This window comes from Pseudomonas fluorescens group sp. PF-69 (assembly GCF_054481235.1).
In genome coordinates this window covers 3,023,757-3,049,265 of the sequence record NZ_JBTMNC010000001.1, presented here as the reverse complement: position 1 = coordinate 3,049,265, position 25,509 = coordinate 3,023,757, and the positions used below count along the sequence as shown (strand labels likewise).

Below are 25,509 nucleotides of genomic sequence, written 5' to 3'. Positions count from 1 at the left end.
AAGTAAACTGCCCAGTGTAATTTTTCACCCACCCCTGCCGAAGCGTACTTATGACAGTTCCACAGCGCCTCACCGACCGAAAACGCGAAGCCATCATCCAGGCGGCGATTGCCGAATTCCGTGCCAACGGTTTCGAGATCACCAGCATGGACAAGATCGCCGCCACTGCCGGCGTGTCGAAGCGCACGGTGTACAACCATTTCCCCAGCAAGGAAGAGTTGTTCGCCGAAATCCTCAATCAATTGTGGACCCGCGTAACGACAGAGCAAGAAACGCCCTATCGCGCTGATCAACCGCTACGAGAGCAACTGCGCCTGCAACTGATGGCGAAAATGCAGATGCTGGGCGATGAAAATTTCCTCGACCTGGCGCGAGTGGCCATTGCGGCAACCATCCATTCCCCTGAGCGCGCTCAGGACATGGTGGCTCGCCTGGGTGAGCGCGAAGAAAGCCTGACGGTGTGGATTCGCGCGGCCCAGGCCGATGGTCGGTTGAAAGCAGTCGATCCTGCATTTGCTGCGCAACAGGTTCAGGGCCTGCTCAAATCCTTCGCGTTCTGGCCGCAGGTTTCCATGGGGTTGCCGGGCTTGTCGGCAGACATGCAGGGCTCTGTCGTGGAGTCGGCACTGGATATGTTCCTGGCCTGCTACCAGTTGCCATAAATGACAATGTGCGGGCGTTGTCCCACATTGGGGCGGCTGCGGATAGATCGGCGCAATGTGTTTCAGAATGAAACTGGCACCGGGGTTATAGTGAGTCCAAGTTCCAGCCTCCACCAGAGATCACCATGAGCACGACACCCAACAACAAACCCGCCTCCCCCGTCGATCACCTGCGCTTCCATCGCCCTCACGCCCACTTGGCACCGACCTTTGGCGATGACAAGTTCGCCCTGCGTGCCGAGGCTTTTGCGCGGTTCTTTGGTACGCCGACTTTTCTCGGTGCCCAGACGCTGATCGTCGCGGTGTGGATCGTCCTCAACATCTCCGGTGTGACCCACTTCGACGCGTATCCCTTCATCCTGCTCAACCTGGCGTTCAGCCTGCAGGCGGCGTATGCCGCACCTCTGATTCTGCTGGCCCAGACCCGTCAGGCGGCGCGGGATAAAGCGCAGTCCGATGCCGATGCCCAGCATCGTGAAGCGCTGGCGACCGCCAACAGTGAGCGACAGGCAGAGGCGGCGAAGAACACGTCGCAACTGATGGAATTACTCGAACAAAACACTCGCCTGACTCAACTGACCAAGGAGCTGAGCGAACGCATCGAAAACCTGACCTCGGAAATGCATCAGCACGTGTTGAACGCGGCGCCATCAAAAGGCTGAGCTGTTTACGGCAGCTTCAATGCCCGCCCCAGCTCATCAAACAAGGTGACCACCGAGCGCAGGGCGCGGCAATCCGGGCGGGTCAGCAGCCACAGCGCGGTGTCGTAACCCTGCAATGGCTCACCCAGCGCCTGCAACCCGTCGCCGATCAGGAAGTCCGGCAACGCCGCCACCCCCAACCCTGCCCGGACCAGTTCGGTCACCGACAGCATGCTGTTGCAGCGATAGGCGGGCGTCACGCCCGGCAACGCCTGGCGACGCCATGCGATGGTCGGGTGATCGGGAAGGAATTCGTCCGGGGCAATCCAGGTCAGTGCGGCGAGGTCATGGGGATCGACCGATTGCAGATAGCTCTCGCTGGCGCACACCCGGTAGGAGATGGCCGCCAGTCGCCGCCCCACCAAGTGCTCGGGCGGCGTACGGGTCAGGCGCAGGGCAATGTCGGCGTCGCGACGGCTGAGGTTGGCGAAGTCGTTGGAGGTACTGAGTTCGATGGTCAGTGCCGGGTAATTGGGCATGAACCGCGCCAGCGCCGGCAGCAACAAACCTTGCAGGACCGAGTCGGTGCAGGTCAGGCGCACGGTACCGCTGATCACTTCACCGCCCTGCTCCACGCCAATGCGCGCGGCCTCAAGTGCCTGTTCGGCGCGCTCGGCCTGCTCGGCCAAGGCCTGGGCCAGGCTGGTTGGCAAGTAGCCGGCGCGGCTCTTTTCGAACAATTGCTGACCCAGCGCGGCTTCCAGTCGACGCACCGCACGAAACACCGTCGAGACATCCACCCGCAACAGCTGCGAGGCCCGGGCCAGAGAGCCGCCACGCACCAACGCCAGAATCAGGGCCAGGTCCGGGTAGTCCAGTCGATAGTGCGTTGCTGCATTGATCACTTGGGAAAACGCCCATATTGAGTGCGTGAACGCCAATCTATAGTGAGCGCCAGGAATCAACAAGCGCCGAGGTTGCTCATGGAAAACCGCGTTATCCGCATCGCCCTGATCGGCGACTATGACCCGCACGTCACCGCTCACCAGGCCATTCCCGTGGCCCTGGACATGGCTGCCGAACACAGTGGCCACAACGTGCAAGGGCATTGGCTGGCGACTGACAGCATCCACGCCGACACCCCGTTCGATGACTACGACGGTTTCTGGTGCGTGCCCGCCAGCCCCTACCGCAACACGGACGGCGCATTACGGGCGATTCGTTATGCCCGCGAACAAGGGCTGCCTTTCCTCGGCACCTGCGGCGGCTTTCAACACGCCGTGCTGGAATATGCGCGCAACGTGCTGGGCTGGACGGATGCCGAACATGGCGAGACATCGCCCAACGCTGCGCGGGTGTTGCTCACGCCGCTGGCCTGCTCGCTAGTGGAAGCCATCGACAGCATTCATTTGCTTGAGGGTTCGTTGATCGCCAAGGCGTACGAAACTTCTGAAATACGTGAAGGCTACCGCTGTAACTACGGTGTGAATCCTGAGTTCGAACGAGCACTGCTCAGGCATGACCTTCACAGCGTCGGGCAGGATTCGGCCCACGGCTTGCGAGCGCTGGAACTGCGAGGTCATCCGTTCTTTGTCGCCACCCTGTTCCAACCCGAACGCGCCGCGCTCAAGGGCACCTTGCCGCCCCTGGTACGGGCATTCATCCAGGCCTCCGCGGGGCAGCCCTCATGATCGCCAACACCCCGCCAGCCCCTTACTTCGCCGTGATCTTCACCTCGCTGCGCACCGAGGGGGACCAGGGTTACGCCGAAGCGGCCGAGCGCATGGTCGAGCTGGCCCGCCAACAGCCGGGGTTCCTCGGGGTGGAGTCGGCACGGGGCGATGACGGGTTGGGGATTACCGTGTCGTACTGGGCCAGTGAGGCGGCGATCCTGGCGTGGAAACAGCATCCCGAGCACAGCGCGATTCGGGAACGGGGGCGCTCGACTTGGTATGCCCATTGCCATACGCGGGTATGCCAGGTTGAGCGGGCTTATGAGTTCGAACGGTAATTGATGCGGCGTTAGCTCGCTCCCACAATGGATCGGTGGGAGCGAGCCTGCTCGCGATGGGGCCAGTCGAATCACTGCAAAGACTCAACCCTGCACCGATTGCCTCACCGCCAAAATCTCCGGCACTTCCCGCCGCTGCATGTACACCCGCAACGGCTCGGTGATGTTGATCCGGTCATCGATGTTCTGATCCAGCAACAACTGAATCAACTCGCGCTTGAGGGTCATGGCCTGCTCGGGGCCGGACGCCCAGACGAATTCGCTGGCGGGAATGATGCCGTCATCGGCCACGTCCATGCCGAAAGCGTCTTCACTGAAGCGCACGATGTAACGGCCGGTCTTGCGATTGAGCCCGACGAAACCTTTGAGTTGGTCGGCGGCCTGGCAGATGAGCTGGGAAGTGATGCGCATGAAAACCTCACAAAAGGTGATGGATGGTTTACACGCAAGGATGGCAAGTGGATTTCCCTCTGCCGGGGAAATGGCCGGGGCTAGGGTACTGCAAAAAACCGTTTTGAACAGATGGATGTCGGTCCGGCGATGGCGCTTGTCACGCTCAGTTGCTACAAGAGAGGGCTTCGACAACCATCGCGAAAGGATTTCGACCATGCCCGTCACCTTCAGCCAAAGCGCCTTGCTGCTGAGTCTGCTGCTCGGCCTCGGCCAGGCGCATGCCGCCAGCGAGCCAGCCCCCGTTGCATTGGCAGCCCGTCTGGGCATCCCGCACCCGGCGGTGATTGCCCATCGCGGCGCGTCCTTTGATGCCCCGGAATCCACTGCCGCCGCCTACAAGACCGCCCGCGATCTCGGCGCCGATTACCTGGAGCTGGACCTGCAACGCAGCAAGGATGGCGTGCTGTTCGCTCTGCACGACAACCATCTGCAACGCACCACCGACGTCGCCACCCGGTTCCCCGAGCGCAAGGACAGCCCGGCCACGGCATTCACCCTCGCCGAACTGAAAACCCTGGACGCCGGCAGCTGGTTCAACAGCGCCTACCCGGATCGCGCGCGGCCCGCATTTGCCGGCCTGAAAATCCTCACCCTCGATGAAATCATCGACATCGCCGAAGGCAACCCGCTGCACAAACCCGGTCTGTACATCGAAACCAAGGAGCCCAGGCAGTTTCCCGGCATCGAACGCGAGCTGAAGGAAAAACTCCAGGCCCGTGGCTGGCTGATCCCGCCGGGGTCGACACCGACAAAAAACGAAGTGGCCGTCGGCCAGGGCACTGGCAAGGTGATCTTGCAAACCTTCGAGAAGAGCAGCCTCGAGTTGCTGCAAAAGGAAATGCCGCAGGTGCCGAAAATCCTTCTGCTTTGGGTGGGCGAAGGCAACATCGAGCCGGCCTCCAACGTGCCGTTTGCCAAGTCTGGCGAGAAAGACAAAGCGGCTTACTACGCCCGACAGCAACCCAAGGACAAAGCCGAATTCCAGCGCTGGATCGACTACGCCAAGGCCCAGGGCGCGATCGGCACCGGTCCGTCTGCCGCACTGACCCAGGGGGGTGATCAGAGTTACGCGGATTTGGTGAAGCCCTGGATGAACCAGTACACCCACGACCAGGGGCTATTGGTGCATGTCTACACCCTCGACGATGCGGTGGATTACCAGAAAGCCATGGACGCCGGCGTCGACGGCATCTTCACCAACCGTGCGAGTGAGTTGCTCAAATTCTACAAGCGCCCGGCGGCGGCGAGTGTGGAGCAGGTGTTGCGCAACAACGGTTTCTGAGCCGGGATCGACGCGTCCGCATCGCTGGCAAACCAGCGATGCTCGGGAATTAAGGCTGAATTAAGTTGCCACAATTAACCTGATCCCACTCAAACAGCTCACCCAAGGAAAGATGCCCATGAAAACCCTGACAGCCCTCCTCACCGCCGCTGCCTTGACCCTGACCGCGGGTTTGGCCCAGGCCGATGTTCGCGTGGACGAGATCCCGCAACTGGTCAAGGACGGCAAGATCAAGCCGTTGGAAGAGCTGAACAAAATCGCCCTGGACCTGCACCCGGGTGCATCGATCACCAAGACCGAGCTGGATAACCATTTCAACGGTTTCGAGTATGAGATCGAACTGCGCGACAAGCAGAACGTCGAGTGGGATGTGGACATCGATGCCGCCACCGGCAAGGTCCTGAAGAACAAGCAAGACAAGTAACCGCGACACGCACAAAAGCCGCACGACCTGACCATCGTGCGGCTTTTGTGCGTTTTCAGTTCACGCCGATGTGCTGACCAGCGAACCGGACGTGCTGCCGCCCTCTTCCTGCAACGCTTGCAGCAGCGATGCGGTGGCGGTTTGCAATGAGGCAGAGGTCGTCGCTATCTGCGCCTGAGCCGCCGCCACATCAGCCGCCTTGGCATCGGCGCTTTCCTGCTTGGCCTGGGCCGCTTGCAGTTGCTGCTGTTGTTCCTGCAATTGCTTTTGCAGCTCGGCGATCTGCTTGCGCAGTTCTTTGACCGAGTCGGACTCTTCGCTGCTGCTGGAGCTGCTGCTACCCGATGCCTGTGTGCCGCCAGCGGAAACCTTGGTGTCATCGCTTGAAGTCGATGTCGAGGTCGCGGCCGCGGTGGAGGTGTCTTCAGTGCTCGTGGCGCTGGTCGAAGTGGTCGCCGTGCTCGACGGTGGCTGGGTGATTGAAACGGATGTGATGCTGACCATGGGCGTTATCCAAAGTGGTTCGAAGTCCCCTCCCTCATCGACACGCCGAGCCAACGCTTGAGATCGACTGTGTACCGACTCGGTAAGCGAACCGATACACAGCCGTTTTCATTACGCGCTCAAACGCGCTGTCACCTCGTTCAACTCCCCCGACAACCCGTGCAGGTTGTTGCTCGCCGCTTCGGTGCGTTGCACGTTGTCCAGGTTGGTACTGGCGATGCTGGTGATCTCCGTCAGATTGCGCGAGATGTCTTCGGCGACGGACGTCTGCTCTTCGGCGGCGGTGGCAATCTGGCGGTTCATGTCGCGAATCGCTTCCACGGCCAGGGTGATGCGCTCGAGCATGGCACCGGCCTCGGTGACCTGCTGAACGCTTTCCTCACTGCGCGACTGACCGCTTTCAATCGCCTGGGCCGCATCCACTGCACCGCTCTGCACGGTCTGGATAATCTGGTTGATTTCGATGATCGACGCCGCCGTGCGCTGGGCCAGGCTGCGCACTTCATCGGCCACCACGGCAAAACCGCGTCCGGCCTCTCCAGCGCGAGCGGCTTCAATCGCGGCGTTGAGCGCCAGCAGGTTGGTCTGTTCGGCGATGCCGCGAATCACTTCCAATACCTTGCCGATGCGCCCGCTGTCGGTTTCCAGCTGACGAATAACCGTGGCGGTGTTGTCGATTTCGCCGCGCATCCGGGTGATGGTGTCGATGGTGCCCTGCATGACTTTCTCGCCCTGCTGCGCGGACTGGTCGGCGTCGTCGGCGGCCCGTGCGGCATCGGCGGCATGGCGGGCGACTTCCTGGGCGGTGGCGGACATTTCGTTCATCGCTGTGGCCACCTGATCGGTGCGGTTGAACTGCTCGTTGGTGCCGCCGGCCATCACGGTCGCAATCGAATTGAGCTCGCCGCTGGCGCTTTCCAGATCCGAGGCACTGCGTTGCAAGCGGCTGAAGGTCTCAGCGAGGAAATCGCGCAAGGTATTGGCCGCCATCGCCAGTTTGCCCAATTCATCCTGACGGTTGCTGGCCACGCGCTCGGCGAATTTGCCGTGACTGAGTTGCGCCACGTATTCGATCAATTGGCGAATCGGCTCGACCAGGTTGCGGTTGATCAGCCACAGGCTCAACAGACCGATCAGCAACCCCGACGCCAGCATCACGATGATCCCCAGCAACACGGTGCGATCGGCACTGGCGCTGAGCTGTTTCGATTGCTCTACACCCTGCTGGCGCAACTCGCTGACCAATTCGCTCATCTGATCGCTGGTCGCGCGGTCCACACCCTTGACTGCGGTGTCACCGGCAGTGGGATCGGCCCCCGCCGCGAGATAGGCATCGCGGCCCTTCTGATACGCGGCGCCCAGTTGGCGATGCTCGTCGCGCAGCCGTTCGATGCGGGATTTCAGTTGCGGCTCGATGCCCTGCTGCCCGGCCAGTTCGCCGAGAATGTTCTGCACATCGCCCTGACGCTCCTGGAACTGCTTCCAGTACTTGTCCAGGTCCGCCGGTTGCTTGCCGCGCAGCAGGACGTTTTTCCACTCCTGCACCTGCACCTTGAATTGCAGGTTGGCTTCATCGATCAGTTGCGACGTGTGCAACGGCCCCTCGATCAGGTTGGCGTAGCTCTGGACACCGCTGGACAAAAAGTGAAAGCAGGCCAGCGCGATCAGCAACATCGCAATCAGGCTGCCGCTCAGCAGGGCGAGAATTTGCGCTCTCAGGGACTTTTGCAAAAACATCGGACGGTACTCATGACAGGAATGAAGCACGCCCGGTTCAGGCGTGAAAGGTCTCCGGACATCCATGTCTGCGGCGTCGGCTTCTGGCCGAAGGCGCGCAACTTACCCCAAGCAAGATCGGCGTGCCAGAGCGGTTCTTTAGGGAAATCCGACCATCGGCCGAGCAATCGTTTGCGTTCACTTTGCCGTCACAAAAACGTCATCAACGCTTGCGATGATGCGGCTCAAGTGAACCTGTAAAACCCGCAGCAGGCGCCTCACCTTGCGAGCACTCATGAACCACAGCATCGATCAAAGCCATCGCGATCCGGATCTGTTCGGCTTGCTTTACGGCTTCAGTTTTCGTCCTGGTGAGCGCGGTCGCGAGATCGATTCGGCCAGGGCGCTGCAATGCCTGAAGCAACCGGACGACAGCGACGAGTTCCTCTGGCTGCATTTGAATCTGGCCCATGCCGCGTGCGAGCGCTGGATGAAAAGCCATCTGGAATTACCCGAAGAGTTTTTCGAGGCCTTGCACGAAGGTTCGCGCTCGACGCGTATCGAGCATGTCGACTCGGCCTTGCTGGCGGTGGTCAACGACGTGGTGTTCAACCTAAGCAGCATGGTCTCGTCGGATGTCTCGACGCTGTGGGTCTGCGTGCGCAGTCGGCTGATCATCAGCGCACGCCTGCAACCGCTGCACTCGGTGGACAAGCTGCGCTCTTCAGTGAAGGCTGGCGAACGCTTTCGCTCGCCGCTGGAACTGCTGGTGCACCTGCTGCGCGATCAGGGTGAAGTGCTGACCCAGATCGTGCGCAAGACCAGCCAGAGTGTCGATCAGGTCGAAGACGAATTACTCTCCTCGCGCCTGTCGACCAACCGCGCCGAGCTGGGTGCCAACCGTCGGGTGCTGGTGCGCTTGCAACGGCTGCTGGCGCTGGAACCGGGGTCGTTGCTGCGCCTGCTCAATCGCCCGCCGCCCTGGTTGCAGAAGGAGGACGTGAAAGAGCTGCGCAAATCCACCGAGGAGTTCGCGCTAATCATCAACGACCTTACGGCGCTGGGCGAACGGATCAAGCTGCTGCAGGAGGAGATCGCCGCCAACCTCAACGAACAAAGCAACCGCACGCTGTTCACCTTGACCGTGGTGACGGTACTGGCATTGCCGATCAACATCATTGCCGGCTTCTTCGGCATGAACGTCGGTGGGGTGCCACTTGCCCAGGACCCCGAAGGATTCTGGATTCTGGTGGCGCTGGTCGCGACTTTTACCCTGATCGCCGGACGCTGGGCGTTTCGCAAGCGCAAGGATTATTGACACTCCCTTCATCACCCGACACAGGTTTTTGTACAACCTCAGGATTGTCCGGGTTTCAGATAAACGACCCACGAAACACCTAAACACTGATCCAAAGCAGCCTCCCTGTAACAATTGGCAACGATCATGACCGGTACTCCTTCCATCCTCAGGAATGTCCGGTATGGCTACGCCCACTTTCACTGCCGCTCAGGCCCCTGCCAGTAGTGCAAAACCGCAGTTGGACAAAAAACCCGGCTTGTTCACCATCGTCGTATTTTTTGCGGTACTGGCCATCGGCTTGCTGTTCACCGCCTACAGCCTGATGCGCGACATGAACGAACTCGGCACGGTGGTGACCACCTGGACGCCATTTCTGCTGCTGGGCGTCGCGCTGTTGATCGCTCTGGGCTTTGAATTCGTCAACGGTTTCCACGACACCGCCAACGCGGTGGCCACCGTGATTTACACCAACTCATTGCCGCCGAACGTCGCGGTGGTCTGGTCCGGTTTCTTCAACTTCCTCGGCGTGTTGCTGTCCAGCGGCGCGGTGGCCTTCGGCATCATCGCCCTGCTGCCGGTGGAATTGATTCTGCAGGTGGGCTCGTCCGCTGGCTTTGCGATGATCTTCGCCCTGCTGATCGCGGCGATCCTGTGGAACCTCGGCACCTGGTGGCTGGGCCTGCCGGCGTCTTCGTCGCACACCCTGATCGGCTCGATCATCGGCGTGGGCGTGGCCAACGCACTGATGAACGGCCGCGATGGCACCAGCGGCGTGGATTGGGCGCAAGCGATCAAGATCGGTTATGCATTGCTGCTCTCGCCACTGGTCGGCTTCGGCTGCGCCGCGTTGCTGTTGCTGGCCCTGCGCGCGTTCGTGAAAAACCGCGCGCTGTACAAGGAGCCGAAAGGTCAGACCCCGCCACCCTGGTGGATTCGCGGTCTGCTGATCGTGACCTGCACCGGCGTGTCCTTCGCCCACGGCTCCAACGACGGTCAGAAAGGCATGGGCCTGATCATGCTGATCCTGGTCGGCACCCTGCCAATGGCTTACGCCCTGAACCGCACCATGCCGGCCGACCAGGCCCTGCAATTCGCGGCCGTGGCCGAAGTCACCCAGCAAGCACTGGTCAAAAATGCACCGCAACCCGCGCCGGCCGACCCACGGGCGGTGCTGTCCGACTACGTGCGCAGCAAGGACGCCACGCCGCAATTGGTGCCGGCGCTCGCCGCGCTGACCGGTAGCATTGGCGCCGAGGTCAAGGGGTATGGTTCGCTGTCGAAAGTCCCCGCCGAAGCCGTGGGCAACGTGCGCAACGACATGTACCTGACCAGCGAAACCATTCGCCTGATGGACAAGAACAAGCTCGGCAACTTCGACGCCGACACCAGCGGCAAGCTGCAACTGTTCAAGCAGCAGATCGATAACTCGACACGCTTCATCCCGCTATGGGTGAAGATCGCGGTGGCCATCGCCCTCGGCCTGGGCACCATGGTCGGCTGGAAACGGATCGTGGTGACGGTTGGCGAGAAGATCGGCAAGACCCACCTGACCTATGCCCAGGGCGCCTCGGCGGAAACCGTGGCCATGCTGACCATCGGCGCCGCCGACATGTTCGGTTTGCCGGTTTCGACCACGCACGTGCTGTCTTCCGGTGTGGCCGGGACCATGGTCGCCAATGGTGGCGGCCTGCAGATGAGGACCATCCGCAACCTGCTGATGGCCTGGGTACTGACCTTGCCGGCGGCCATTGTGCTGTCGGGCAGCCTGTACTGGTTGTTCACGCAGTTGTTCTGATTCGATTGTTGTTTCAACCGTCCCGGCCCGATCCTGAGCCGGGATTTTTTTTGTCCGACGGCACGGAATTTGCTCACAAGCCCGGGAGCTTACGTTTTGTTGACGCGCCACACGTCCAGCAGCCCTTCAGTTTGCTAGCGTGATGCCGACTCATAAAAGACTCGATGCATTCAGGAGCGAATTCGTGAATCTGTACATCAATCAGCTTCAACACAAAGCTGACTTCAAAGAAGCCATCTACGCCGGTGACATCTTCCTGAACACTCATCTGCGCGCCGCCAAGGATCTGTGCGTGTTCGCCCAGGACAGCATCACCGCCGCCTTCGACGGCGAGACCCATCACCAGGCGCTGCACACGCTGATGCCGGTGGAAGAATTCGTGGTTCTGGTGACGCGCCTCAAGGGCCAGTTCACCAACAGCCAACGCGTCAAGGAATTGATCCTGTCGTTCATCGACGAGATCGGCGTCGACCCGCGCGAATACATTTTCGACGTGCCGCGCATTCGCGTGGTGCCCAACTATGACTACCTGCACGCCGGGGTCAGCTACGCCTACAAGCCGCATCGCGACACGTGGTACGGCAGCGTCGATTGCCAGATCAACACCTGGATGCCGGTGCACACCATCAGCCCCGACCAGACCATGATGATCAACGCCGGCTACTTCGACGTACCGGTGAAGAACACCTCCAGCCAATGGAGCCTCAACGACTGGATCAACAATCAACGCCACAAGGCCAAGGACAACCTCAAGGAGGAAGTCCGGGTGCACCCGGTGCCACTGGAAGAGATCAATAGCACTTCTGAAGTGCGCATCGCCGGCAACACCGGTGAGATGCTGATCTTCTCTGGCTCGCACCTGCACGGCACCGTGGCCAACCACACCAATCAAACCCGCTTCAGCGTGGACTTCCGCCTGATGCACCTCGACGACCTCAAGCACCAGCGCGGCGCCATCAACGTCGACAGCGCGTGCCCGGATGTCGGCGCAGGCTTCAAAGACTATTTCCACGCCCACGACTTTTCGAATTTCCAAGGAATCGACCAATGACCAAGCGTCGCATCACGCCTGCCGAGGCCCAGTACAACGAAACCCGTGCCAACGTCCTCAAACGGGTCGATGCCGAATACGTCGCCGATGCACCGTTCGTCTTCGCCAACCGCATCGGCGTGACCGCTGCGCTGTCGCGCATGGAGCTGTTCAAGAAAGTGGCCGAAGTACCGGGCGCGATCATCGAGTGCGGCGTGTACAAGGGCAACTCGCTGATGCTCTACATGCACCTGTCGATGATCCTGGAACCCTACGCGATCAACCGCTCGATCATCGGCTTCGACACCTTCGAAGGCTTCCAGAGCATCGACAAGAACGAAGACCCGGCCGACGTCAACGAGACCATGTTCTCCGACACCGACCAGTCGCTGATCCAGGACATGATCGACGCCAACGACCTGCTGCGCCCGGTCAACCGCATCCCGCGCTGCGAACTGGTCAAGGGTGACATCGTCAAGACCGTGCCTGAGTGGGTCAAGACCCGTCCTGATCTGGTCGTGGCCATGTTGATTCTCGACACCGACCTGTACGAGTCGACCAAAGTCGCGCTGGAAACCTTCCTGCCGTACATGCCTAAAGGCGCAATCGTAGTGCTCGACGAAGTCGCCTACCGCAACTTCCCGGGCGAAACCAAAGCCCTGCGTGAAGTGCTGGACCTGAACAAGATCGAACTCAAGCGTCTGCCGTTCGATTCCTGCGTAGGTTACTTCCACGTCTGATACCCGGACCGGGACCTGACACAAAACCTGTGGGAGCGAGCTGGCTCGCGAATGCGGTCTGACCTTCAACAATGACGTTGAATCGTTGACCCTTTCGCGAGCCAGCTCGCTCTCGTCGTTTATGCGCCGCAGCTTTCACGAATGACCATGCGCTCGCGCACCACGTCATACACCCAGTGGTACAGGTAGGTGTACGGCAGGAAAAACAGCAGCACCCCGATATCCAGCAAAAATGCCTGCCACAGGCTGATGTTCAGCCACCAGGCAATCAGCGGTACGCCGAGGGCCACCAGCCCACCTTCGAACAACAGTGCATGCACCACACGGACCCAGGCGTTGTGCGCAATGGCCAGGCGCTTGAGCATCCGATCGAAGAAGCCGTTGAACACCACGTTCCACGCCAGGGCCAGGGCGGCCATGACCAGGGTCACGACGCCCATGTCGAGCATCGGCTTGTCCATGATCAACGCCAGCAAGGGGGTGCAGATCAGGATGGCCAGCAATTCGAAACCGATGGCCTGGAAAATACGCTCAGTGATGGATTTGTTGGCGCTCATGGCCTGACTCCTTGAGTGACGATGGTTGCCATGATCCTGCCTCGCACCGATACTTCATAACCAATAACCATCGATCAAGGCGATAGTTCATGGCCTCCCAAGAAGTGTTGCAGGCCTTCGTCCAGGCCGCGACCCAAGGCTCGTTTTCCGCTGCGGCGCGTAAATTGGGTCGCAGTCAGTCGACCGTCAGCGCGGCGGTGGCCAGTCTGGAAATCGACCTCAACCTGACGCTGTTCGACCGCACCACCCGCAAACCCACGCTCACCCCGGCCGGGTACGTGATGTTGCAGCGCGCCGAGGACATTCTGGCCGCCACCAGCCGCCTGGAAATGGCGGCCAGCCAACTGTCCCAAGGGGTCGAGGCGAAACTGACCGTGGCACTGTCCGACACCTACCAGTCCGATCGCTTCGAAGCGGCACTCAGTGCATTCGATCAGCGTTATCCCGACCTGGAACTCGAATGCCTGATCGCCGAATGCGAGGACCTGGTGGCCCTGGTACAGAGCGGTCGGGCACAGGTGGCCTTCGCCGAAATGCAGGACAGCTACCCGCCGGACCTGGTCAGCTCGACGGTGGATGAACGCACGGACATCGCGCTGTTCGCCTCCCCCGAACACCCGCTGGCAGCGCTGCAATACATTGATCAGGACGTACTGCAGCAGCACCGTGAATTGCGCCTGGCAACCATCGTCAATCCATACGAAAGCCGGGCGAAGGGTCGCGTCTGGTCGGCGCCGAGTTATTTGATGCTGCTGGAAATGGCCCAGGGCGGATTCGGCTGGGCACCATTGCCACGCTGGCTGGTGGAGCGCTTCGGTCCAGGCACCTTGCAGGAGCTGCCGGTGCGTGGCTGGCCGAAGACGGTGTCGGTCGATGCCCTGTGGTCGCGACTGCACCCACCGGGACCGGCGGGCAGTTGGTTGCTGGGCAAGATGCTGGAGTGAGAGTGCTTCGGCGCTGCGCGGAACCAGTGGGAGCCCGCTCGCGATGGTCGTCAACGATGACGCGGTCTGGCTGAATGACCGCGTTGCCCGGACGTTTTTCGTCGGAACGCCGCCCGGAGCAAGCTCGCTCCCACAGAGAAGCAAGGCGGCGCCCCCACCCGCTCTACTCCACTCATCAGGCCGAGCGTTAGCTCGCCTGCAGCTCTTGATCTTGATCCACCCGCCCCTTCGGGAGGCTGAGTGGAGGTGTTCATCCGGGGAGTGGCGCGCAGCGCCGTTCGACGCAGTCGAACACGCTGCATGTAGGTCGTCGCGAAGCAGACCGGAGGGCAGTGTCCCCGGATGGATACCGCAGCGAAGGAACCCCGAGCCTTAGCGAGGGGCCGGACGCTCGGGGCGAGACCTTTTGGTTCCTTTTGTGGCGTTTGACAAAAGGGACTCGCCGTAAGGGCGAAACCGCCAGCCGCCATCACCGCAACAACGGATATGTACACAACCAAACCAAAACCCGGTCGGCCCAGAGGCCGCCGATACACCCACATCACCTCAACCCCTTGAGCCGCCCCCGGATAAACCGCCGCTCCGGCTCCTGCCGGGTCAACTCCAGCGCCCGCTCATACGCCTGCCGCGCCTGCTCCACCCGCCCCAACTGCCGACAAAATTCCGCTCGCGCCGAATGGGCCAAGTGGTAATCCTGCAACTCACCACGCTCCAGAATCGCCTCGACCAGCGCCAACCCCGCCAGCGGCCCGTCCCGCTTCGACAGGGCCGCTGCACGGTTCAACTCGATCACCGGCGAAGGTACGGCGCGCAGCAACACGTCATACAGCCCGACAATCTGCGCCCAGTCGGTTTGCTCCACCGACGGTGCTTCGGCATGCACCGCCGCAATCGCCGCTTGCAGGCAATAGGGGCCGAATCGCCGCGTGCCCAGCGCCCGCTCCACCAACGCACAACCTTGGGCGATCATCTGGCTGTCCCACAACGTTCGGTCCTGCTCATCCAGCAAGATCAACTCGCCACCAGAGGACGTGCGCGCCGGGCGCCGCGATTCGTGCAACAGCATCAGCGCCAGCAGCCCCATCACCTCCGGCTCCGGCAACAGCTCCATGAGCAAACGCCCGAGTCGAATGGCTTCACGGGTCAACTCTTCGCGGGTCACCAGCGCGCCGATGGACGCCGAATAACCTTCGTTGAACACCAGGTAAATCACCCGCAACACGCTGTCGAGGCGTTCGGGCAGTTCCGCCAGGGTCGGCACCTGATAAGGGATTTTCGCGTCACGGATTTTCGACTTGGCGCGCACGATGCGCTGGGCGATGGTGGCCGGCGCCGAGAGGAAGGCCCGGGCGATTTCTTCCGTGGTCAGGTCGCAGACTTCCCGCAGGGTCAGCGGCACCTGGGCGTCCGCCGCCAGTGCCGGGTGACAGCAGGTAAAAATCAGCCGCAGGCGGTCGTCTTCCACGTCCTCGTCACTCCAGTCGGCCTGCTCCAGTTCTTCCAGTTGCGCGATCAACAGCGGACGAGACGCGGCGAAGCGGGCGCGCCGGCGCAACACATCGATGGCCTTGAAGCGTCCGGTGGACACCAGCCACGCCCGCGGATTGTCCGGCACACCGTCCCGCTGCCAGCGCTCGACTGCGATGAAAAACGCCTCATGCAGGGCCTCTTCGGCGAGGTCGAAATCGCCGAGCAAGCGGATCAGTGTCGCCAGAATCCGTCGCGACTCTTCACGATAGACCTGCTCGACGCGCTCCTTGACCGACACCGTCATTTCAAGGGTTCAACTGGCGAACGGGGCGCACTTCGACACAACCGACCCGGGCCGCCGGAATGTCACCGGCGACCTGGATGGCTTCGTTGAGGTCCTTGGCGTCGATCAGGTAGAAGCCGGCCAGTTGCTCCTTGGTTTCGGCGAACGGGCCGTCGGTGATCGACAGCTTGCCGTTGCGCATGCGCACGGTGGTGGCGGTCTGCACCGACTCCAGCGCCTCGGCGGCGACCATTCGGCCACTGCCCTGGATCGACTCGGCGTACGCCATGCACTCGGCGTCCTTTGGGCTTTCCGGCAACGCATGCAGCAGGTGCTCGTCGCTGTAGACCAGGCATAAATATTTCATGAGCTTCTCCAGGGTCGAAGATCAACTATGGCCGTGAATCGGCCGTTTGGCGCGTCTTCCCGATCAACTGCCCGCCGGTCAGGGTTCCAGATTGAACAGGGCCGTACCGCTCATCATGTCGAACGGCGCCGACCAGTGTTCGTGGACGATGCGCCATTGTCCGGCCTCGCGCCGGTAGCAGGCCGTCACGCGCATCCAGCACGCCTGGGTTTCACCCTTGTCATTGGTGCCCCCGCAGTGGGCCAGCCAATGGGCAAAGGCGATGTGTTCATCAGCCACGATGTTCATCTGGTCGAAGTCAAAAGTGTGCGGGCCCTGGCACATTTCCATGCATTCGAGCCAATGCGCGCGGTAGGCGGCCTTGCCGCGAAACTGCAGCGCCTTGACCGCGTCATAGGAGACGATGTCCTCGGCATACAGGGCCATGATTTTCTCGACATCCTTGGCGATGACCGCCTGACGGTAGGTGTCGATCAGGGTCTGGATTTCGTGGGTGGCGTTCATGGTGGTTCTCCGTGGTTTTTATTGTGAAGACACCCTTAGTCGTCTGGCGATCCATCCAATCGACAGCCGAAATAAAAATAATCCATGAACGCAAACTCGCTAGAATCCGAGGCTCATTTCCGTTGGAAAAAGGACACTCCAGTGACAACCCGACTCGTGCCTTACGAAAGCCTCAATGCGCTGCAGCGCCAGCAGGTGGAGGCCATCGAAGTGCATCCGGAACAAATCAGGTTTTCCGGTGACATCCACGGTGCATTGCACACCCTGCTGTCCCGACCCGGCCCCGGCGTCAAAGGATTTGCCCTGTTGGCCGACGCGATCCCCGTGGCCTTCCTGCTGCTCAAACGCCCACCGGTATTACCCGCCTGGGCCGACGAACACAGCGCCACCCTGCATGCCTTGCAGGTCGATCAGCGCGCCCAGGGCAAGGGCTATGGAAAGGCTTGCCTGCAAGACTTGGCCGAAGTGGCCCGCCAGGCCTGGCCGGAAATTCGCGGGCTGGAGTTGTCGGTGGATGCAGACAACGCCGCGGCCATTGCCCTGTACGCCAAATATGGTTTTGTCGACAGCGGCGAGGCGTACAAGGGGCGGATTGGCTATGAACGGCGGATGGGAATGATGTTCTAGGTGCGCCACGCACCTGTAGGAGCGAGCTTGCTCCGGGCGGCGTTCCGACGATGGTCGATAACGATAACGCGTGTTTACCGGTTAAACGCGGTGTTCTTAAGTCCATCGCGGGCAAGCCCGCTCCCACAGGTTTTGTGCAAAATTTTAGAGACTGAGCACCATCTCATGCCACGCCATGCCGCCATGGTCCGACGCCGATGGCTTGACGTAGGCAAAGCCGAACCCGGCATACAGCGGGATATGCCGCTCCTTGCACATCAGGTTGATGCTGGCCTTGCCCATTGCGCGCATGCGCTCGATGAACTCGCCCATCAAACGCTTGGCCAGCCCCTGCCCCTGAAAATCCGGATGCACCACCACCGACATGATCACCACGTGCGGCCCGGCCGGGTCGTGGCCGATCAGTTCCTTGAACGCTTCGTCCGACATTTCAACTTCAAATGCCGCACCGGAATTGATGAAGCCGGCCACCACGCCGTCCACTTCGGCGACGATGAAACCCTCGGGCCAGGTGGCGATGCGGGTGGCGATTTTTTCGCGGGTCGCGGCTTCGTCGCCCTCGTAGGCTACGGTTTCGATGGCGTAGCAACGGTCCAGGTCGGCGGGCAGGACGTGACGGATGACGGTGTTCATGGCAACTCGGAATCAGCGATGGGAAAGCCGGGGATCATAAATCAGCCTCCCCGTGACATCGAGAGACGAATCGTCGATACGTCTCTCGATGCGGCTGATCAGGCCTTGATCGGCAGCCAGATTTCCAGTGTTCCGGTGTTGAGCCTGGGGTTGAAGTCTTCGCCGTAGCGTTCGAATTCCGGGGCGTCCGCCGCCTGATGCCCGGACTGCGGCAGCCAGGTATCGCAGATGTAGCGAAAGGTCTGCGACAGGGATTCCAGCGGCCCTTTATGCTCGAACACCGCGTAATACTGCGGCTGAATTTCAACCCAGCGGTATTGCTCGGGCAAATCGTCGAGCTTGCTGATCTCGACCCCGGCGATGTAATCAAAGCCACCCTTGCCATCGAAATTGCAGCAGACGCCGTAGGTGACTTCACCCTTTTGACCCGGCACGTTGCCGATGTGGGGACTGAATTTTTCCCAAAGCGCGGGAATGCCTGCGGTGGTCTGCTGGGTGAAGGGAGCGCCAAGCCCTGCAATCAGCAGGAAGTGTCCGCGTTCAAAGCGCGGTTCCAACAATTCGACGCTTTTTTGCTCATCCATGACTCGACTCCTGGAAGGAAAAATGGGTTCGGCTGGGAGTATAGAAGCCAAACCCGTTTCGCCCACTTACAGTGCGTGCAACTGCTCGACGGCAGCCGCACCGACAAATTCGTTGTAGCCGGAAAGGATCACGTACACCGCGAAATAGCAGAAGATCGCCGCAGATGCCATATAGGAGTACCGCAGCAGCTTGTCGCCGAGCAACTTGCCGCCATGGCTCGCGGCAAAGCACAGGCCGGCGGACCACAGCAAACCGGCGCAGAGAAAACCGCCGAGGAACAGCGCCGAACTGAGCGGGCCACCGCCGCCGGATCGTGCGATCAACGTGCCGCCCACGGCGGCGAACCAGAGAATCGCGCTGGGCGAGGACATGGCGAGGAAGATCCCGCGAAAAAACTCTTTGCGATGGGAGTTCTGCCCCACCTCGACCGTTTCGGCCATCAACGCTTCATGGTGGATCGCCGAATAAATCATCTTCGCCGCGAAATACACCAGCAACGCCGAACCACCGATCCACAGCACCCAACGCACGGTTTCGTACTGCAGCAAAACCGTCATGCCCGCCAGCGCCAGCACCGCGTAGATCAGGTCGCCGACGCAGGTCCCCAGGCCCAGAGCAAAGCCTTGAAAATAGCCGCGCTGCATCGCCAGGGTGATCATGGCGATATTGGCCACGCCAATGTCCAGGCACAGCGAAAGGCTCAGCAAAAAGCCACTGGTGAATTCCATCGTCCCAATTCCTTCGGAAAAATTTGTTTACATGGAGGCTGGACAGTCTGCCACAGCTGACCGTACATTCCGCACAGGTCACCGCAGTGACCAGCGTCGCTCGGACGGTTCCGGGCGCTTACGTTATCCGAGGCAACAATGGCCGAACAAGGTTCGCCGCGCCGCTTTGCGCGCATAGATCGACTCCCTCCTTACGTTTTCAACATCACCGCCGAGCTGAAGATGGCCGCCCGTCGCCGTGGCGAAGACATCATCGACTTGAGCATGGGCAACCCCGACGGCGCCACGCCGCCGCACATCGTCGAGAAACTGGTGACCGTCGCCCAGCGCGAAGACACCCATGGCTACTCGACGTCCAAGGGTATTCCGCGCCTGCGCCGGGCGATTTCCAACTGGTACAAGGATCGCTACGAGGTCGACATCGACCCGGAAACCGAAGCCATTGTCACCATCGGCTCCAAGGAAGGCCTGGCGCATTTGATGCTGGCGACCCTCGACCAGGGCGACACCGTGCTGGTGCCGAACCCCAGCTACCCGATTCACATCTACGGTGCCGTGATTGCCGGCGCCCAGGTGCGTTCGGTACCGCTGGTGCCGGGCGTGGATTTCTTCGCCGAACTGGAACGGGCTATCCGGGGTTCGATTCCGAAGCCGAAAATGATGATCCTCGGCTTCCCGTCCAACCCCACCGCGCAGTGTGTGGAGCTCGATTTCTTCGAACGGGTGATCGCACTCGCCAAGCAGTACGACGTGCTGGTGGTGCATGACCTGGCCTACGCCGACATCGTCTACGACGGCTGGAAAGCCCCGTCGATCATGCAGGTGCCGGGCGCCAAGGACATTGCGGTGGAGTTTTTCACCCTGTCCAAGAGCTACAACATGGCGGGCTGGCGCATCGGTTTCATGGTCGGCAACCCGGAACTGGTCAACGCCCTGGCGCGGATCAAGAGTTATCACGACTACGGCACCTTCACCCCGCTGCAAGTCGCAGCGATTGCGGCGCTCGAAGGCGACCAGCAATGCGTGCTCGACATCGCCGAGCAATACCGCCAGCGCCGTAACGTGTTGGTCAAAGGCCTGCATGAGCTGGGCTGGATGGTCGAGAATCCGAAGGCGTCGATGTACGTCTGGGCCAAGATTCCCGAGGCTTATGCCCATCTGGGTTCGCTGGAGTTCGCCAAGAAACTGCTGGCCGAAGCCAAGGTCTGTGTCTCGCCAGGCGTGGGCTTTGGTGAGTACGGGGACGATCACGTGCGCTTTGCGCTGATCGAAAACCAGGACCGGATTCGTCAGGCTGTTCGCGGCATTCGCGGGATGTTCCGGGCCGATGGGGTCGCACCAAAGGCCACCAGCTAATACAAAACACTGTGGGAGCGAGCCTGCTCGCGATGAGGGCTTATATTCAACGAAGATGTTGAATGTAAGTCCGCCATCGCGAGCAGGCTCGCCCCCACATTTGGTTTTGTGGTGCGCTTAAACGAACAACGACAACAACAGAATGAAGCCCAGGCCCACCACCGACAGGATGGTCTCCATCGCGGTCCAGGTCTTGAAGGTTTCTGCCACGGTCATGTTGAAGTACTGCTTCACCAGCCAGAAGCCGGCGTCGTTGACGTGGGACAGGATCAACGAACCGGCACCGGTGGCCAACACCAGCAGCTCACGGTTCACGCCCGGAATCATCCCCACCACCGGCACCACGATGCCCGCGCCAGTGATGGTCGCCACGGTCGCCGAACCGGTCGCGATGCGGATCACCGCCGCCACCAGCCACGCCAGCAGGATCGGCGAGATCTGTGCGTTCACCGCCATGTGGCCGATCACGTCACCCACACCGCTGGTCACCAGCATCTGCTTGAAGCCACCGCCGGCACCGATGATCAGAATGATCGCGGCGGTCGGCGCCAGGCTCGCGTCCAGCCATTTCATCATTTGGCTGGAACCGATGCCCTGCTTGTAGCCGAAGGTGTACAGCGACAGCAGCAAGGCCAGCAGCAACGCCGAGATCGGGTGACCGATCAGGTCCATGAAGGAGCGGAAGATGTTGCCATCGGGCAGCACCACGTCGGCAAACGTCTTGAGCAGCATCAGGAACACCGGCAGCAGCACGGTCACCAATGTGATGCCGAAGCTCGGCAGTTCAGCCGAATCGGTTTCGCGTGCCAGTTGATCCACCAACTCCTGGTTCGGATGGCCAGGGATGTGCTTGGCAATGAACGTACCGTAGATCGGGCCGGCAATGATCGCGGTAGGCAGCGCCACGATCAGGCCATACAGAATGGTTTTACCGATGTCGGCGCCGAACACGCCGATCGCCAGCAGCGGCCCCGGGTGCGGTGGCACCAGGCCGTGGACGGCGGACAGACCGGCCAGCAGCGGGATGCCGATCTTGATGATCGACACGCCGGTACGCCGGGCAACGATGAACACCAGCGGAATCAGCAGCACGAAGCCGATTTCGAAGAACAGCGGGATGCCCACGAGGAACGCGGCGAACATCATGGCCCACTGCACTTTGTCCTTGCCGAAGGCGCGGATCAGGGTCTGGGCGATCTGGTCCGCCCCGCCCGACTCGGCCATCATTTTGCCGAGCATGGTGCCCAGCGCGAGGATGATCCCGACGAAACCGAGCACGCCACCGAAGCCGTCCTGGAACGCCTTGATGATGGTGCCGATCGGCATGCCGGAGGTCAGCCCGAGGAAGGCGGCGGCGATGATCAGGGCAAGAAAGGGATGCAACTTGAACTTGGTGATCAGAACGATAAGCCCGATCACCGTGACCACTGCATCGAGCAGCAGGAACGTCTCGTGGGACATGCCAAACATTAGGGGTGTCTCCTGGTTGTTGTTGTTATTGAAGCGGGTAATTCGAAAGCCATAAGGACAGCGCTATCTCTAGAAGCAAAATTAGCCGGCACGCTTCAGGCCGTGCCCGAGCCACCAGTGGTGCGCCTGCACGGCCAACTCATCGACACTGTGGGTCGACGCATCGAGGGCCAGGGTCAAGGGCTCGCCGACGGGGGACTCGAGGGTGGCGAACTGGCTGTCGATCAAGGTCGACGGCATGAAGTGGCCCGGCCGGTGGGAGACACGGTCGGCGGCGACTTCAGGGGTCAGTTCAAGGAACACGAAGCCCAGGCCTGGCAAGGCGCTGCGCAGGCGCTCGCGGTAAATGTGCTTGAGCGCCGAGCACGTCAGCACCGGGCGCTGGCCCAGAGCGTCGACACGGCGCAATTCAGCGCACAGGCTGTCGAGCCAGCCGGCACGGTCTTCATCGTTCAGGGGGATACCCGCGCTCATCTTTTCGATATTGGCGGCAGGGTGAAAAGAGTCGCCTTCAATGGCGGTGGCGCCGCTGAGCTGGCACAGGGCTTCGCTGACGCACGTCTTGCCGCAACCGGCAACGCCCATGATGACCAGGGCGGTGATGGGATGATTCATGTAACACCTCAGCGCGCAGACAGCGCTACCTTTGCCAGTTATGACACTAGATCAAAAGTAGAAGTTGCCGACGCCTTCTTGTCATTTTTGTGGGTTGCAGCATGTTCGTTCCCAACACCAAAAAGCGAGGATCAGGCAAACCCTCGCTCACGCATTTGCAGCTGCATCGAGACAGCGCTACCTTAGTGCCTTGAATTTTGTTTGGCAAGCCATCGATGACCTCAACCAAAAACGATAAAAACACACGAACCACTGGCCGCCCTACCCTCAACGAAGTTGCCCGCCTGGCTGGTGTCAGTCCGATTACCGCTTCGCGCGCCCTGCGCGGCGTCAGCACTGTGGCCGCCGAACTGGTGGAAAAGGTCCAGAAAGCGGCGCTCGAACTCAACTATGTGGTCAACCCGGCTGCCCGCGCCCTGGCCTCGGCCCAGAGCCATTCGGTGGTGGTGTTGGTGCCGTCGCTGTCCAACCTGTTATTCATCGACACCCTGGAAGCCATTCATCAGGTGCTGCGCCCCAAGGGCTTCGAAGTGCTGATCGGCAACTTCCACTATTCCCGCGACGAAGAAGAAAACCTGCTGCGCAACTACATGGCCTATCAGCCGCGCGGCTTGCTGCTGACCGGTTTCGACCGCACTGAAAGTTCGCGGCGGATGATCGAAGCGAGCAACATTCCCTGCGTCTACATGATGGAGCTCGACAGCGCCGCCGGAGTCAATTGCGTAGGCTTTTCACAACTGGCTGCCGGCGAAACGGCGGCCGAACACTTGCTGTCCCGCGGGCGCAAGCGCCTGGCCTACATCGGTGCGCAACTCGACCAGCGCACGCTGCTGCGCGGCGAAGGTTTCCGCAAGGCCCTGCAAAAGGCCGGTTTGTATGACCCGGACCTGGAAGTGCTGACGCCACGCGCCTCCTCGGTCGGCCTCGGTGGCGAACTGTTTCTGCAACTGCTCGCCGGTCACCCCGATGTCGATGCGATTTTCTTCGGCAACGACGACCTGGCCCAGGGTGCATTGCTCGAAGCCATGCGCTGCGGGATCAAGATCCCCGGGCAGGTGGCGATTCTCGGCTTCAACGACCTGCCCATGTCGGAACACATGGTCCCGCGCCTGAGCAGCATCAACACCCCGCGCGAGGCAATCGGTCGGCGTGCGGCGGAGCAAATGTTGACGCTGATGGCCGGCAACACCGTGGCCAAACCGGTGCAGGACATGGGGTTTGAGTTGAAGGTGCGCGAGAGCACGTAAGGATGGGCCTTCGGATTTCAACTAACCTTTTTAGAACAACGAATGTCGCCAACCGGTCCGCACCCTGCCAGTCTCCCGTAGCGCGCCAATTCGCTAACGGAGCCGCAACATGGAACATGCACTGAAAATTCTCGGTAAAGCCTCATCGATCAACGTCCGCAAAGTCTTGTGGACGTGCGAGGAACTGGGCCTGTCCTACGAGCGTGAGGATTGGGGCAGCGGTTTTGCCTCGACCCACAGCCCTGAGTTTCTGCGGCTCAATCCCAATGCAAAGGTGCCGGTGATCATCGATGAGAACGGGGCGCTGTGGGAATCCAACACCATCTGCCGCTACCTGGCCGGCAAACACCACTATCACCATGCCGAACTGCTGCCCACCGAACCGGTCGCGCGGGCCCGGGTGGAACAGTGGATGGATTGGCAGGCGATTGAGCTCAATCCGTCATGGAGCCATGCGTTCATGGCGCTGGTGCGCAAGGACCCGGAATTCCAGGACCCGCATCGACTGGACGTCAGTGTGCGCGACTGGAACCAGAAGATGGGCATCCTCGAACATCAGCTGGCAACCACCAAGGCTTATGTGGCCGGGCCAACATTCACCTTGGCCGATATCGTCATCGGGCTGTCGGTCAATCGCTGGTTGATGACACCGATCGAGCGCCCCGATTACCCGGCCATCGACGAGTATTTCAGGCGTTTGGCGCAGCACCCCGGTTTTCTCAAGCATTGCTGCAACGGCCTGCCTTGAGCCCTCCGTGTGCCAGTGAGCATCGCTGACGGCCCGGCGGTCGAGCCCTGCCGCCTGGCGGCAAGGCTTGACCGCAAACGTCCGATACTCGCCGGACAAAACAAACCAAGTATTTGATATATAAGATATTTATCTTATAGGCATACTATTTGCTCAACACACTGCACCGCCCATACCTACAAGGTCTATTTATCATGCTGGTCAGTGCAAAATTAAACCAGGTGACGCCACTGCCCAAACGGCCCGGTGAAAATCCAAACGCCGACGCCGCTGCCGGACTTCAGAGCGGCCTTCAAGGCGCCATGATGCAAGCGCTGCAAAACAATGTGCAGACGCAAACCGCGCAAGCCAGCGAGCAGGTACAGGCATCCGCCACACAACTCGCCACGCAACAGGTCAGCCAGGCCAGCCAGGCCAGCAAAATCAGTGACAACGTTGATGAAGCGTTCGCCAAGACCCGCGTGAATCTGCAGGCGACGACTGCAAGCGTACCGGCCGACACCCAGAACAAGGTCGGCAGTGGCTCGGCCACGGACGAATTCAAGGACTATATGAGCAAAACGCCTGAACAGCGTTTGCGCGACAGCATTCTGAAAGAGATGGGCCTGACGGAAGACCAGGTAAATGCCATGCCTCCTGAGCAACAATTGGCGATTGGCAAAGAGATCGCCGAGCGCATGCAGGACAAGGTGAAACTGACGCAGGCCGAGAAAGACAACGGCAGCAGCGATAAAGGCAGCAGCCAGGTGGTCGACAAGCTCCTTGCTTCGCTTTAATGACGCCGGAACAAAAGGGGCCCTCTTACCGGGCCCCTTTG

29 protein-coding genes are annotated in these 25,509 nt (G+C 60.8%); 16 read left to right on the top strand and 13 right to left on the bottom strand.

Annotated features, from left to right (window positions below):
* Positions 1-50 precede the first annotated feature (50 nt).
* Positions 51-662, top strand: coding sequence for a TetR/AcrR family transcriptional regulator (locus ACX3YF_RS14165; protein WP_458973848.1), 612 nt, complete (start codon positions 51-53; stop codon positions 660-662).
* A 125-nt stretch (positions 663-787) separates the two neighbouring features.
* The gene (locus ACX3YF_RS14160; protein WP_130210131.1) at positions 788-1,324 is read left to right on the top strand and encodes a DUF1003 domain-containing protein; all 537 of its coding nucleotides are present in this window, start codon (positions 788-790) and stop codon (positions 1,322-1,324) included.
* 5 nt (positions 1,325-1,329) lie between these two features.
* On the opposite strand, the gene ACX3YF_RS14155 is transcribed toward ACX3YF_RS14160, so the two are convergent.
* Entirely contained in the window at positions 1,330-2,271 is a 942-nt protein-coding gene (locus ACX3YF_RS14155) for a LysR family transcriptional regulator (protein WP_458974839.1), read from the bottom strand.
* A 15-nt stretch (positions 2,272-2,286) separates the two neighbouring features.
* Here ACX3YF_RS14155 and ACX3YF_RS14150 point away from each other — a divergent pair, with 15 nt between their 5' ends.
* Positions 2,287-2,994 (top strand): CTP synthase C-terminal region-related (seleno)protein, encoded by a 708-nt coding sequence (locus ACX3YF_RS14150; protein WP_458973847.1) that lies wholly within the window; start codon positions 2,287-2,289, stop codon positions 2,992-2,994.
* Complete coding sequence (locus ACX3YF_RS14145; RefSeq protein WP_458973846.1) at positions 2,991-3,314, top strand: antibiotic biosynthesis monooxygenase family protein; 324 nt, start codon at positions 2,991-2,993, stop codon at positions 3,312-3,314. Before ACX3YF_RS14150 ends, ACX3YF_RS14145 begins: the two co-directional genes overlap by 4 nt.
* Before the next feature lie 84 nt (positions 3,315-3,398).
* Here ACX3YF_RS14145 and ACX3YF_RS14140 read toward each other — a convergent pair whose 3' ends face one another.
* Positions 3,399-3,725, bottom strand: coding sequence for a DUF2025 family protein (locus ACX3YF_RS14140; RefSeq protein ID WP_130210125.1), 327 nt, complete (start codon positions 3,723-3,725; stop codon positions 3,399-3,401).
* 196 nt (positions 3,726-3,921) lie between these two features.
* On the opposite strand from ACX3YF_RS14140, the gene ACX3YF_RS14135 reads away from it, so the two are divergent.
* Together ACX3YF_RS14135 and ACX3YF_RS14130 are read left to right on the top strand one after the other, a co-directional pair.
* Entirely contained in the window at positions 3,922-5,049 is a 1,128-nt protein-coding gene (locus tag ACX3YF_RS14135; RefSeq protein ID WP_130210123.1) for a glycerophosphodiester phosphodiesterase, read from the top strand.
* A 118-nt stretch (positions 5,050-5,167) separates the two neighbouring features.
* On the top strand, positions 5,168-5,473 hold the full coding sequence (locus ACX3YF_RS14130) for a PepSY domain-containing protein (protein ID WP_288097068.1): 306 nt from the start codon (positions 5,168-5,170) through the stop codon (positions 5,471-5,473).
* A gap of 60 nt (positions 5,474-5,533) precedes the next feature.
* Here the strand turns inward: ACX3YF_RS14130 and ACX3YF_RS14125 are convergent, their stop codons facing one another.
* Together ACX3YF_RS14125 and ACX3YF_RS14120 are read right to left on the bottom strand one after the other, a co-directional pair.
* Positions 5,534-5,977: a hypothetical protein gene (locus ACX3YF_RS14125; RefSeq protein WP_130210119.1), complete on the bottom strand. Its 444-nt coding sequence runs from the start codon at positions 5,975-5,977 to the stop codon at positions 5,534-5,536.
* Between the two features lie 111 nt (positions 5,978-6,088).
* Positions 6,089-7,714, bottom strand: coding sequence for a methyl-accepting chemotaxis protein (locus ACX3YF_RS14120; RefSeq protein ID WP_130210117.1), 1,626 nt, complete (start codon positions 7,712-7,714; stop codon positions 6,089-6,091).
* A gap of 274 nt (positions 7,715-7,988) precedes the next feature.
* On the opposite strand from ACX3YF_RS14120, the gene ACX3YF_RS14115 reads away from it, so the two are divergent.
* From ACX3YF_RS14115 to ACX3YF_RS14100, 4 genes are all read left to right on the top strand, one after another.
* Positions 7,989-9,011: a transporter gene (locus ACX3YF_RS14115; protein ID WP_458973845.1), complete on the top strand. Its 1,023-nt coding sequence runs from the start codon at positions 7,989-7,991 to the stop codon at positions 9,009-9,011.
* Between the two features lie 163 nt (positions 9,012-9,174).
* On the top strand, positions 9,175-10,788 hold the full coding sequence (locus ACX3YF_RS14110) for an inorganic phosphate transporter (RefSeq protein WP_130210113.1): 1,614 nt from the start codon (positions 9,175-9,177) through the stop codon (positions 10,786-10,788).
* A 184-nt stretch (positions 10,789-10,972) separates the two neighbouring features.
* On the top strand, positions 10,973-11,839 hold the full coding sequence (locus ACX3YF_RS14105; RefSeq protein WP_458973844.1) for a 2OG-Fe(II) oxygenase family protein: 867 nt from the start codon (positions 10,973-10,975) through the stop codon (positions 11,837-11,839).
* Positions 11,836-12,558 (top strand): TylF/MycF/NovP-related O-methyltransferase, encoded by a 723-nt coding sequence (locus ACX3YF_RS14100; protein WP_047532408.1) that lies wholly within the window; start codon positions 11,836-11,838, stop codon positions 12,556-12,558. The genes ACX3YF_RS14105 and ACX3YF_RS14100 overlap by 4 nt, the downstream gene beginning before the upstream one ends.
* A gap of 119 nt (positions 12,559-12,677) precedes the next feature.
* Here ACX3YF_RS14100 and ACX3YF_RS14095 read toward each other — a convergent pair whose 3' ends face one another.
* Positions 12,678-13,115, bottom strand: a complete 438-nt coding sequence (locus tag ACX3YF_RS14095) for a multidrug/biocide efflux PACE transporter (RefSeq protein ID WP_130210109.1) — start codon at positions 13,113-13,115, stop codon at positions 12,678-12,680.
* A gap of 89 nt (positions 13,116-13,204) precedes the next feature.
* On the opposite strand from ACX3YF_RS14095, the gene ACX3YF_RS14090 reads away from it, so the two are divergent.
* Complete coding sequence (locus ACX3YF_RS14090; RefSeq protein ID WP_130210107.1) at positions 13,205-14,059, top strand: LysR family transcriptional regulator; 855 nt, start codon at positions 13,205-13,207, stop codon at positions 14,057-14,059.
* 541 nt (positions 14,060-14,600) lie between these two features.
* On the opposite strand, the gene ACX3YF_RS14085 is transcribed toward ACX3YF_RS14090, so the two are convergent.
* From ACX3YF_RS14085 to ACX3YF_RS14075, 3 genes are all read right to left on the bottom strand, one after another.
* A complete protein-coding gene (locus ACX3YF_RS14085) occupies positions 14,601-15,833 on the bottom strand; it encodes an RNA polymerase sigma factor (RefSeq protein ID WP_130210105.1) in 1,233 nt (410 codons plus the stop codon).
* 1 nt (position 15,834) lies between these two features.
* On the bottom strand, positions 15,835-16,179 hold the full coding sequence (locus ACX3YF_RS14080) for a YciI family protein (RefSeq protein WP_130210103.1): 345 nt from the start codon (positions 16,177-16,179) through the stop codon (positions 15,835-15,837).
* Positions 16,180-16,257: 78 nt separating this feature from the next.
* Complete coding sequence (locus tag ACX3YF_RS14075; protein ID WP_130210101.1) at positions 16,258-16,683, bottom strand: YybH family protein; 426 nt, start codon at positions 16,681-16,683, stop codon at positions 16,258-16,260.
* A 141-nt stretch (positions 16,684-16,824) separates the two neighbouring features.
* On the opposite strand from ACX3YF_RS14075, the gene ACX3YF_RS14070 reads away from it, so the two are divergent.
* The gene (locus ACX3YF_RS14070; protein WP_458944419.1) at positions 16,825-17,310 is read left to right on the top strand and encodes a GNAT family N-acetyltransferase; all 486 of its coding nucleotides are present in this window, start codon (positions 16,825-16,827) and stop codon (positions 17,308-17,310) included.
* 144 nt (positions 17,311-17,454) lie between these two features.
* Here ACX3YF_RS14070 and ACX3YF_RS14065 read toward each other — a convergent pair whose 3' ends face one another.
* The 3 genes from ACX3YF_RS14065 to ACX3YF_RS14055 form a co-directional block, all read right to left on the bottom strand.
* Entirely contained in the window at positions 17,455-17,943 is a 489-nt protein-coding gene (locus tag ACX3YF_RS14065) for a GNAT family N-acetyltransferase (protein WP_458973843.1), read from the bottom strand.
* Positions 17,944-18,041: 98 nt separating this feature from the next.
* A complete protein-coding gene (locus ACX3YF_RS14060; RefSeq protein WP_458973842.1) occupies positions 18,042-18,527 on the bottom strand; it encodes a GyrI-like domain-containing protein in 486 nt (161 codons plus the stop codon).
* A 66-nt stretch (positions 18,528-18,593) separates the two neighbouring features.
* Positions 18,594-19,256 (bottom strand): LysE family translocator, encoded by a 663-nt coding sequence (locus tag ACX3YF_RS14055; protein ID WP_090464530.1) that lies wholly within the window; start codon positions 19,254-19,256, stop codon positions 18,594-18,596.
* Positions 19,257-19,394: 138 nt separating this feature from the next.
* Between ACX3YF_RS14055 and alaC the strand changes: the two genes are divergently transcribed.
* On the top strand, positions 19,395-20,612 hold the full coding sequence (gene alaC, locus ACX3YF_RS14050; protein WP_130210093.1) for an alanine transaminase: 1,218 nt from the start codon (positions 19,395-19,397) through the stop codon (positions 20,610-20,612).
* Positions 20,613-20,729: 117 nt separating this feature from the next.
* Here the strand turns inward: alaC and ACX3YF_RS14045 are convergent, their stop codons facing one another.
* Positions 20,730-22,082: a GntP family permease gene (locus ACX3YF_RS14045; protein ID WP_130210091.1), complete on the bottom strand. Its 1,353-nt coding sequence runs from the start codon at positions 22,080-22,082 to the stop codon at positions 20,730-20,732.
* 81 nt (positions 22,083-22,163) lie between these two features.
* A complete protein-coding gene (locus ACX3YF_RS14040) occupies positions 22,164-22,697 on the bottom strand; it encodes a gluconokinase (protein WP_130210089.1) in 534 nt (177 codons plus the stop codon).
* A gap of 215 nt (positions 22,698-22,912) precedes the next feature.
* On the opposite strand from ACX3YF_RS14040, the gene gntR reads away from it, so the two are divergent.
* The 3 genes from gntR (at position 22,913) to ACX3YF_RS14025 (ending at position 25,468) form a co-directional block, all read left to right on the top strand.
* On the top strand, positions 22,913-23,944 hold the full coding sequence (gntR, locus tag ACX3YF_RS14035; protein ID WP_130210087.1) for an HTH-type transcriptional regulator GntR: 1,032 nt from the start codon (positions 22,913-22,915) through the stop codon (positions 23,942-23,944).
* A 109-nt stretch (positions 23,945-24,053) separates the two neighbouring features.
* Entirely contained in the window at positions 24,054-24,692 is a 639-nt protein-coding gene (locus tag ACX3YF_RS14030) for a glutathione S-transferase family protein (RefSeq protein ID WP_196586714.1), read from the top strand.
* 194 nt (positions 24,693-24,886) lie between these two features.
* A complete protein-coding gene (locus tag ACX3YF_RS14025) occupies positions 24,887-25,468 on the top strand; it encodes a hypothetical protein (protein WP_458973841.1) in 582 nt (193 codons plus the stop codon).
* The last annotated feature ends 41 nt before the right edge of the window (positions 25,469-25,509 follow it).

Bases quoted from the DNA above. Each gene is read 5' to 3' on its own strand.
- ACX3YF_RS14165 (WP_458973848.1), top strand. From the start codon at position 51: ATGACAGTTCCACAGCGCCTCACCGACCGAAAACGCGAAGCCATCATC.
- ACX3YF_RS14160 (WP_130210131.1), top strand. From the start codon at position 788: ATGAGCACGACACCCAACAACAAACCCGCCTCCCCCGTCGATCACCTG.
- ACX3YF_RS14150 (WP_458973847.1), top strand. From the start codon at position 2,287: ATGGAAAACCGCGTTATCCGCATCGCCCTGATCGGCGACTATGACCCG.
- ACX3YF_RS14145 (WP_458973846.1), top strand. From the start codon at position 2,991: ATGATCGCCAACACCCCGCCAGCCCCTTACTTCGCCGTGATCTTCACC.
- ACX3YF_RS14140 (WP_130210125.1), bottom strand. From the start codon at position 3,725: ATGCGCATCACTTCCCAGCTCATCTGCCAGGCCGCCGACCAACTCAAA.
- ACX3YF_RS14135 (WP_130210123.1), top strand. From the start codon at position 3,922: ATGCCCGTCACCTTCAGCCAAAGCGCCTTGCTGCTGAGTCTGCTGCTC.
- ACX3YF_RS14130 (WP_288097068.1), top strand. From the start codon at position 5,168: ATGAAAACCCTGACAGCCCTCCTCACCGCCGCTGCCTTGACCCTGACC.
- ACX3YF_RS14125 (WP_130210119.1), bottom strand. From the start codon at position 5,977: ATGGTCAGCATCACATCCGTTTCAATCACCCAGCCACCGTCGAGCACG.
- ACX3YF_RS14120 (WP_130210117.1), bottom strand. From the start codon at position 7,714: ATGTTTTTGCAAAAGTCCCTGAGAGCGCAAATTCTCGCCCTGCTGAGC.
- ACX3YF_RS14115 (WP_458973845.1), top strand. From the start codon at position 7,989: ATGAACCACAGCATCGATCAAAGCCATCGCGATCCGGATCTGTTCGGC.
- ACX3YF_RS14110 (WP_130210113.1), top strand. From the start codon at position 9,175: ATGGCTACGCCCACTTTCACTGCCGCTCAGGCCCCTGCCAGTAGTGCA.
- ACX3YF_RS14100 (WP_047532408.1), top strand. From the start codon at position 11,836: ATGACCAAGCGTCGCATCACGCCTGCCGAGGCCCAGTACAACGAAACC.
- ACX3YF_RS14095 (WP_130210109.1), bottom strand. From the start codon at position 13,115: ATGAGCGCCAACAAATCCATCACTGAGCGTATTTTCCAGGCCATCGGT.
- ACX3YF_RS14090 (WP_130210107.1), top strand. From the start codon at position 13,205: ATGGCCTCCCAAGAAGTGTTGCAGGCCTTCGTCCAGGCCGCGACCCAA.
- ACX3YF_RS14085 (WP_130210105.1), bottom strand. From the start codon at position 15,833: ATGACGGTGTCGGTCAAGGAGCGCGTCGAGCAGGTCTATCGTGAAGAG.
- ACX3YF_RS14080 (WP_130210103.1), bottom strand. From the start codon at position 16,179: ATGAAATATTTATGCCTGGTCTACAGCGACGAGCACCTGCTGCATGCG.
- ACX3YF_RS14075 (WP_130210101.1), bottom strand. From the start codon at position 16,683: ATGAACGCCACCCACGAAATCCAGACCCTGATCGACACCTACCGTCAG.
- ACX3YF_RS14065 (WP_458973843.1), bottom strand. From the start codon at position 17,943: ATGAACACCGTCATCCGTCACGTCCTGCCCGCCGACCTGGACCGTTGC.
- ACX3YF_RS14060 (WP_458973842.1), bottom strand. From the start codon at position 18,527: ATGGATGAGCAAAAAAGCGTCGAATTGTTGGAACCGCGCTTTGAACGC.
- ACX3YF_RS14055 (WP_090464530.1), bottom strand. From the start codon at position 19,256: ATGGAATTCACCAGTGGCTTTTTGCTGAGCCTTTCGCTGTGCCTGGAC.
- alaC (WP_130210093.1), top strand. From the start codon at position 19,395: ATGGCCGAACAAGGTTCGCCGCGCCGCTTTGCGCGCATAGATCGACTC.
- ACX3YF_RS14045 (WP_130210091.1), bottom strand. From the start codon at position 22,082: ATGTTTGGCATGTCCCACGAGACGTTCCTGCTGCTCGATGCAGTGGTC.
- ACX3YF_RS14040 (WP_130210089.1), bottom strand. From the start codon at position 22,697: ATGAATCATCCCATCACCGCCCTGGTCATCATGGGCGTTGCCGGTTGC.
- gntR (WP_130210087.1), top strand. From the start codon at position 22,913: ATGACCTCAACCAAAAACGATAAAAACACACGAACCACTGGCCGCCCT.
- ACX3YF_RS14030 (WP_196586714.1), top strand. From the start codon at position 24,054: ATGGAACATGCACTGAAAATTCTCGGTAAAGCCTCATCGATCAACGTC.
- ACX3YF_RS14025 (WP_458973841.1), top strand. From the start codon at position 24,887: ATGCTGGTCAGTGCAAAATTAAACCAGGTGACGCCACTGCCCAAACGG.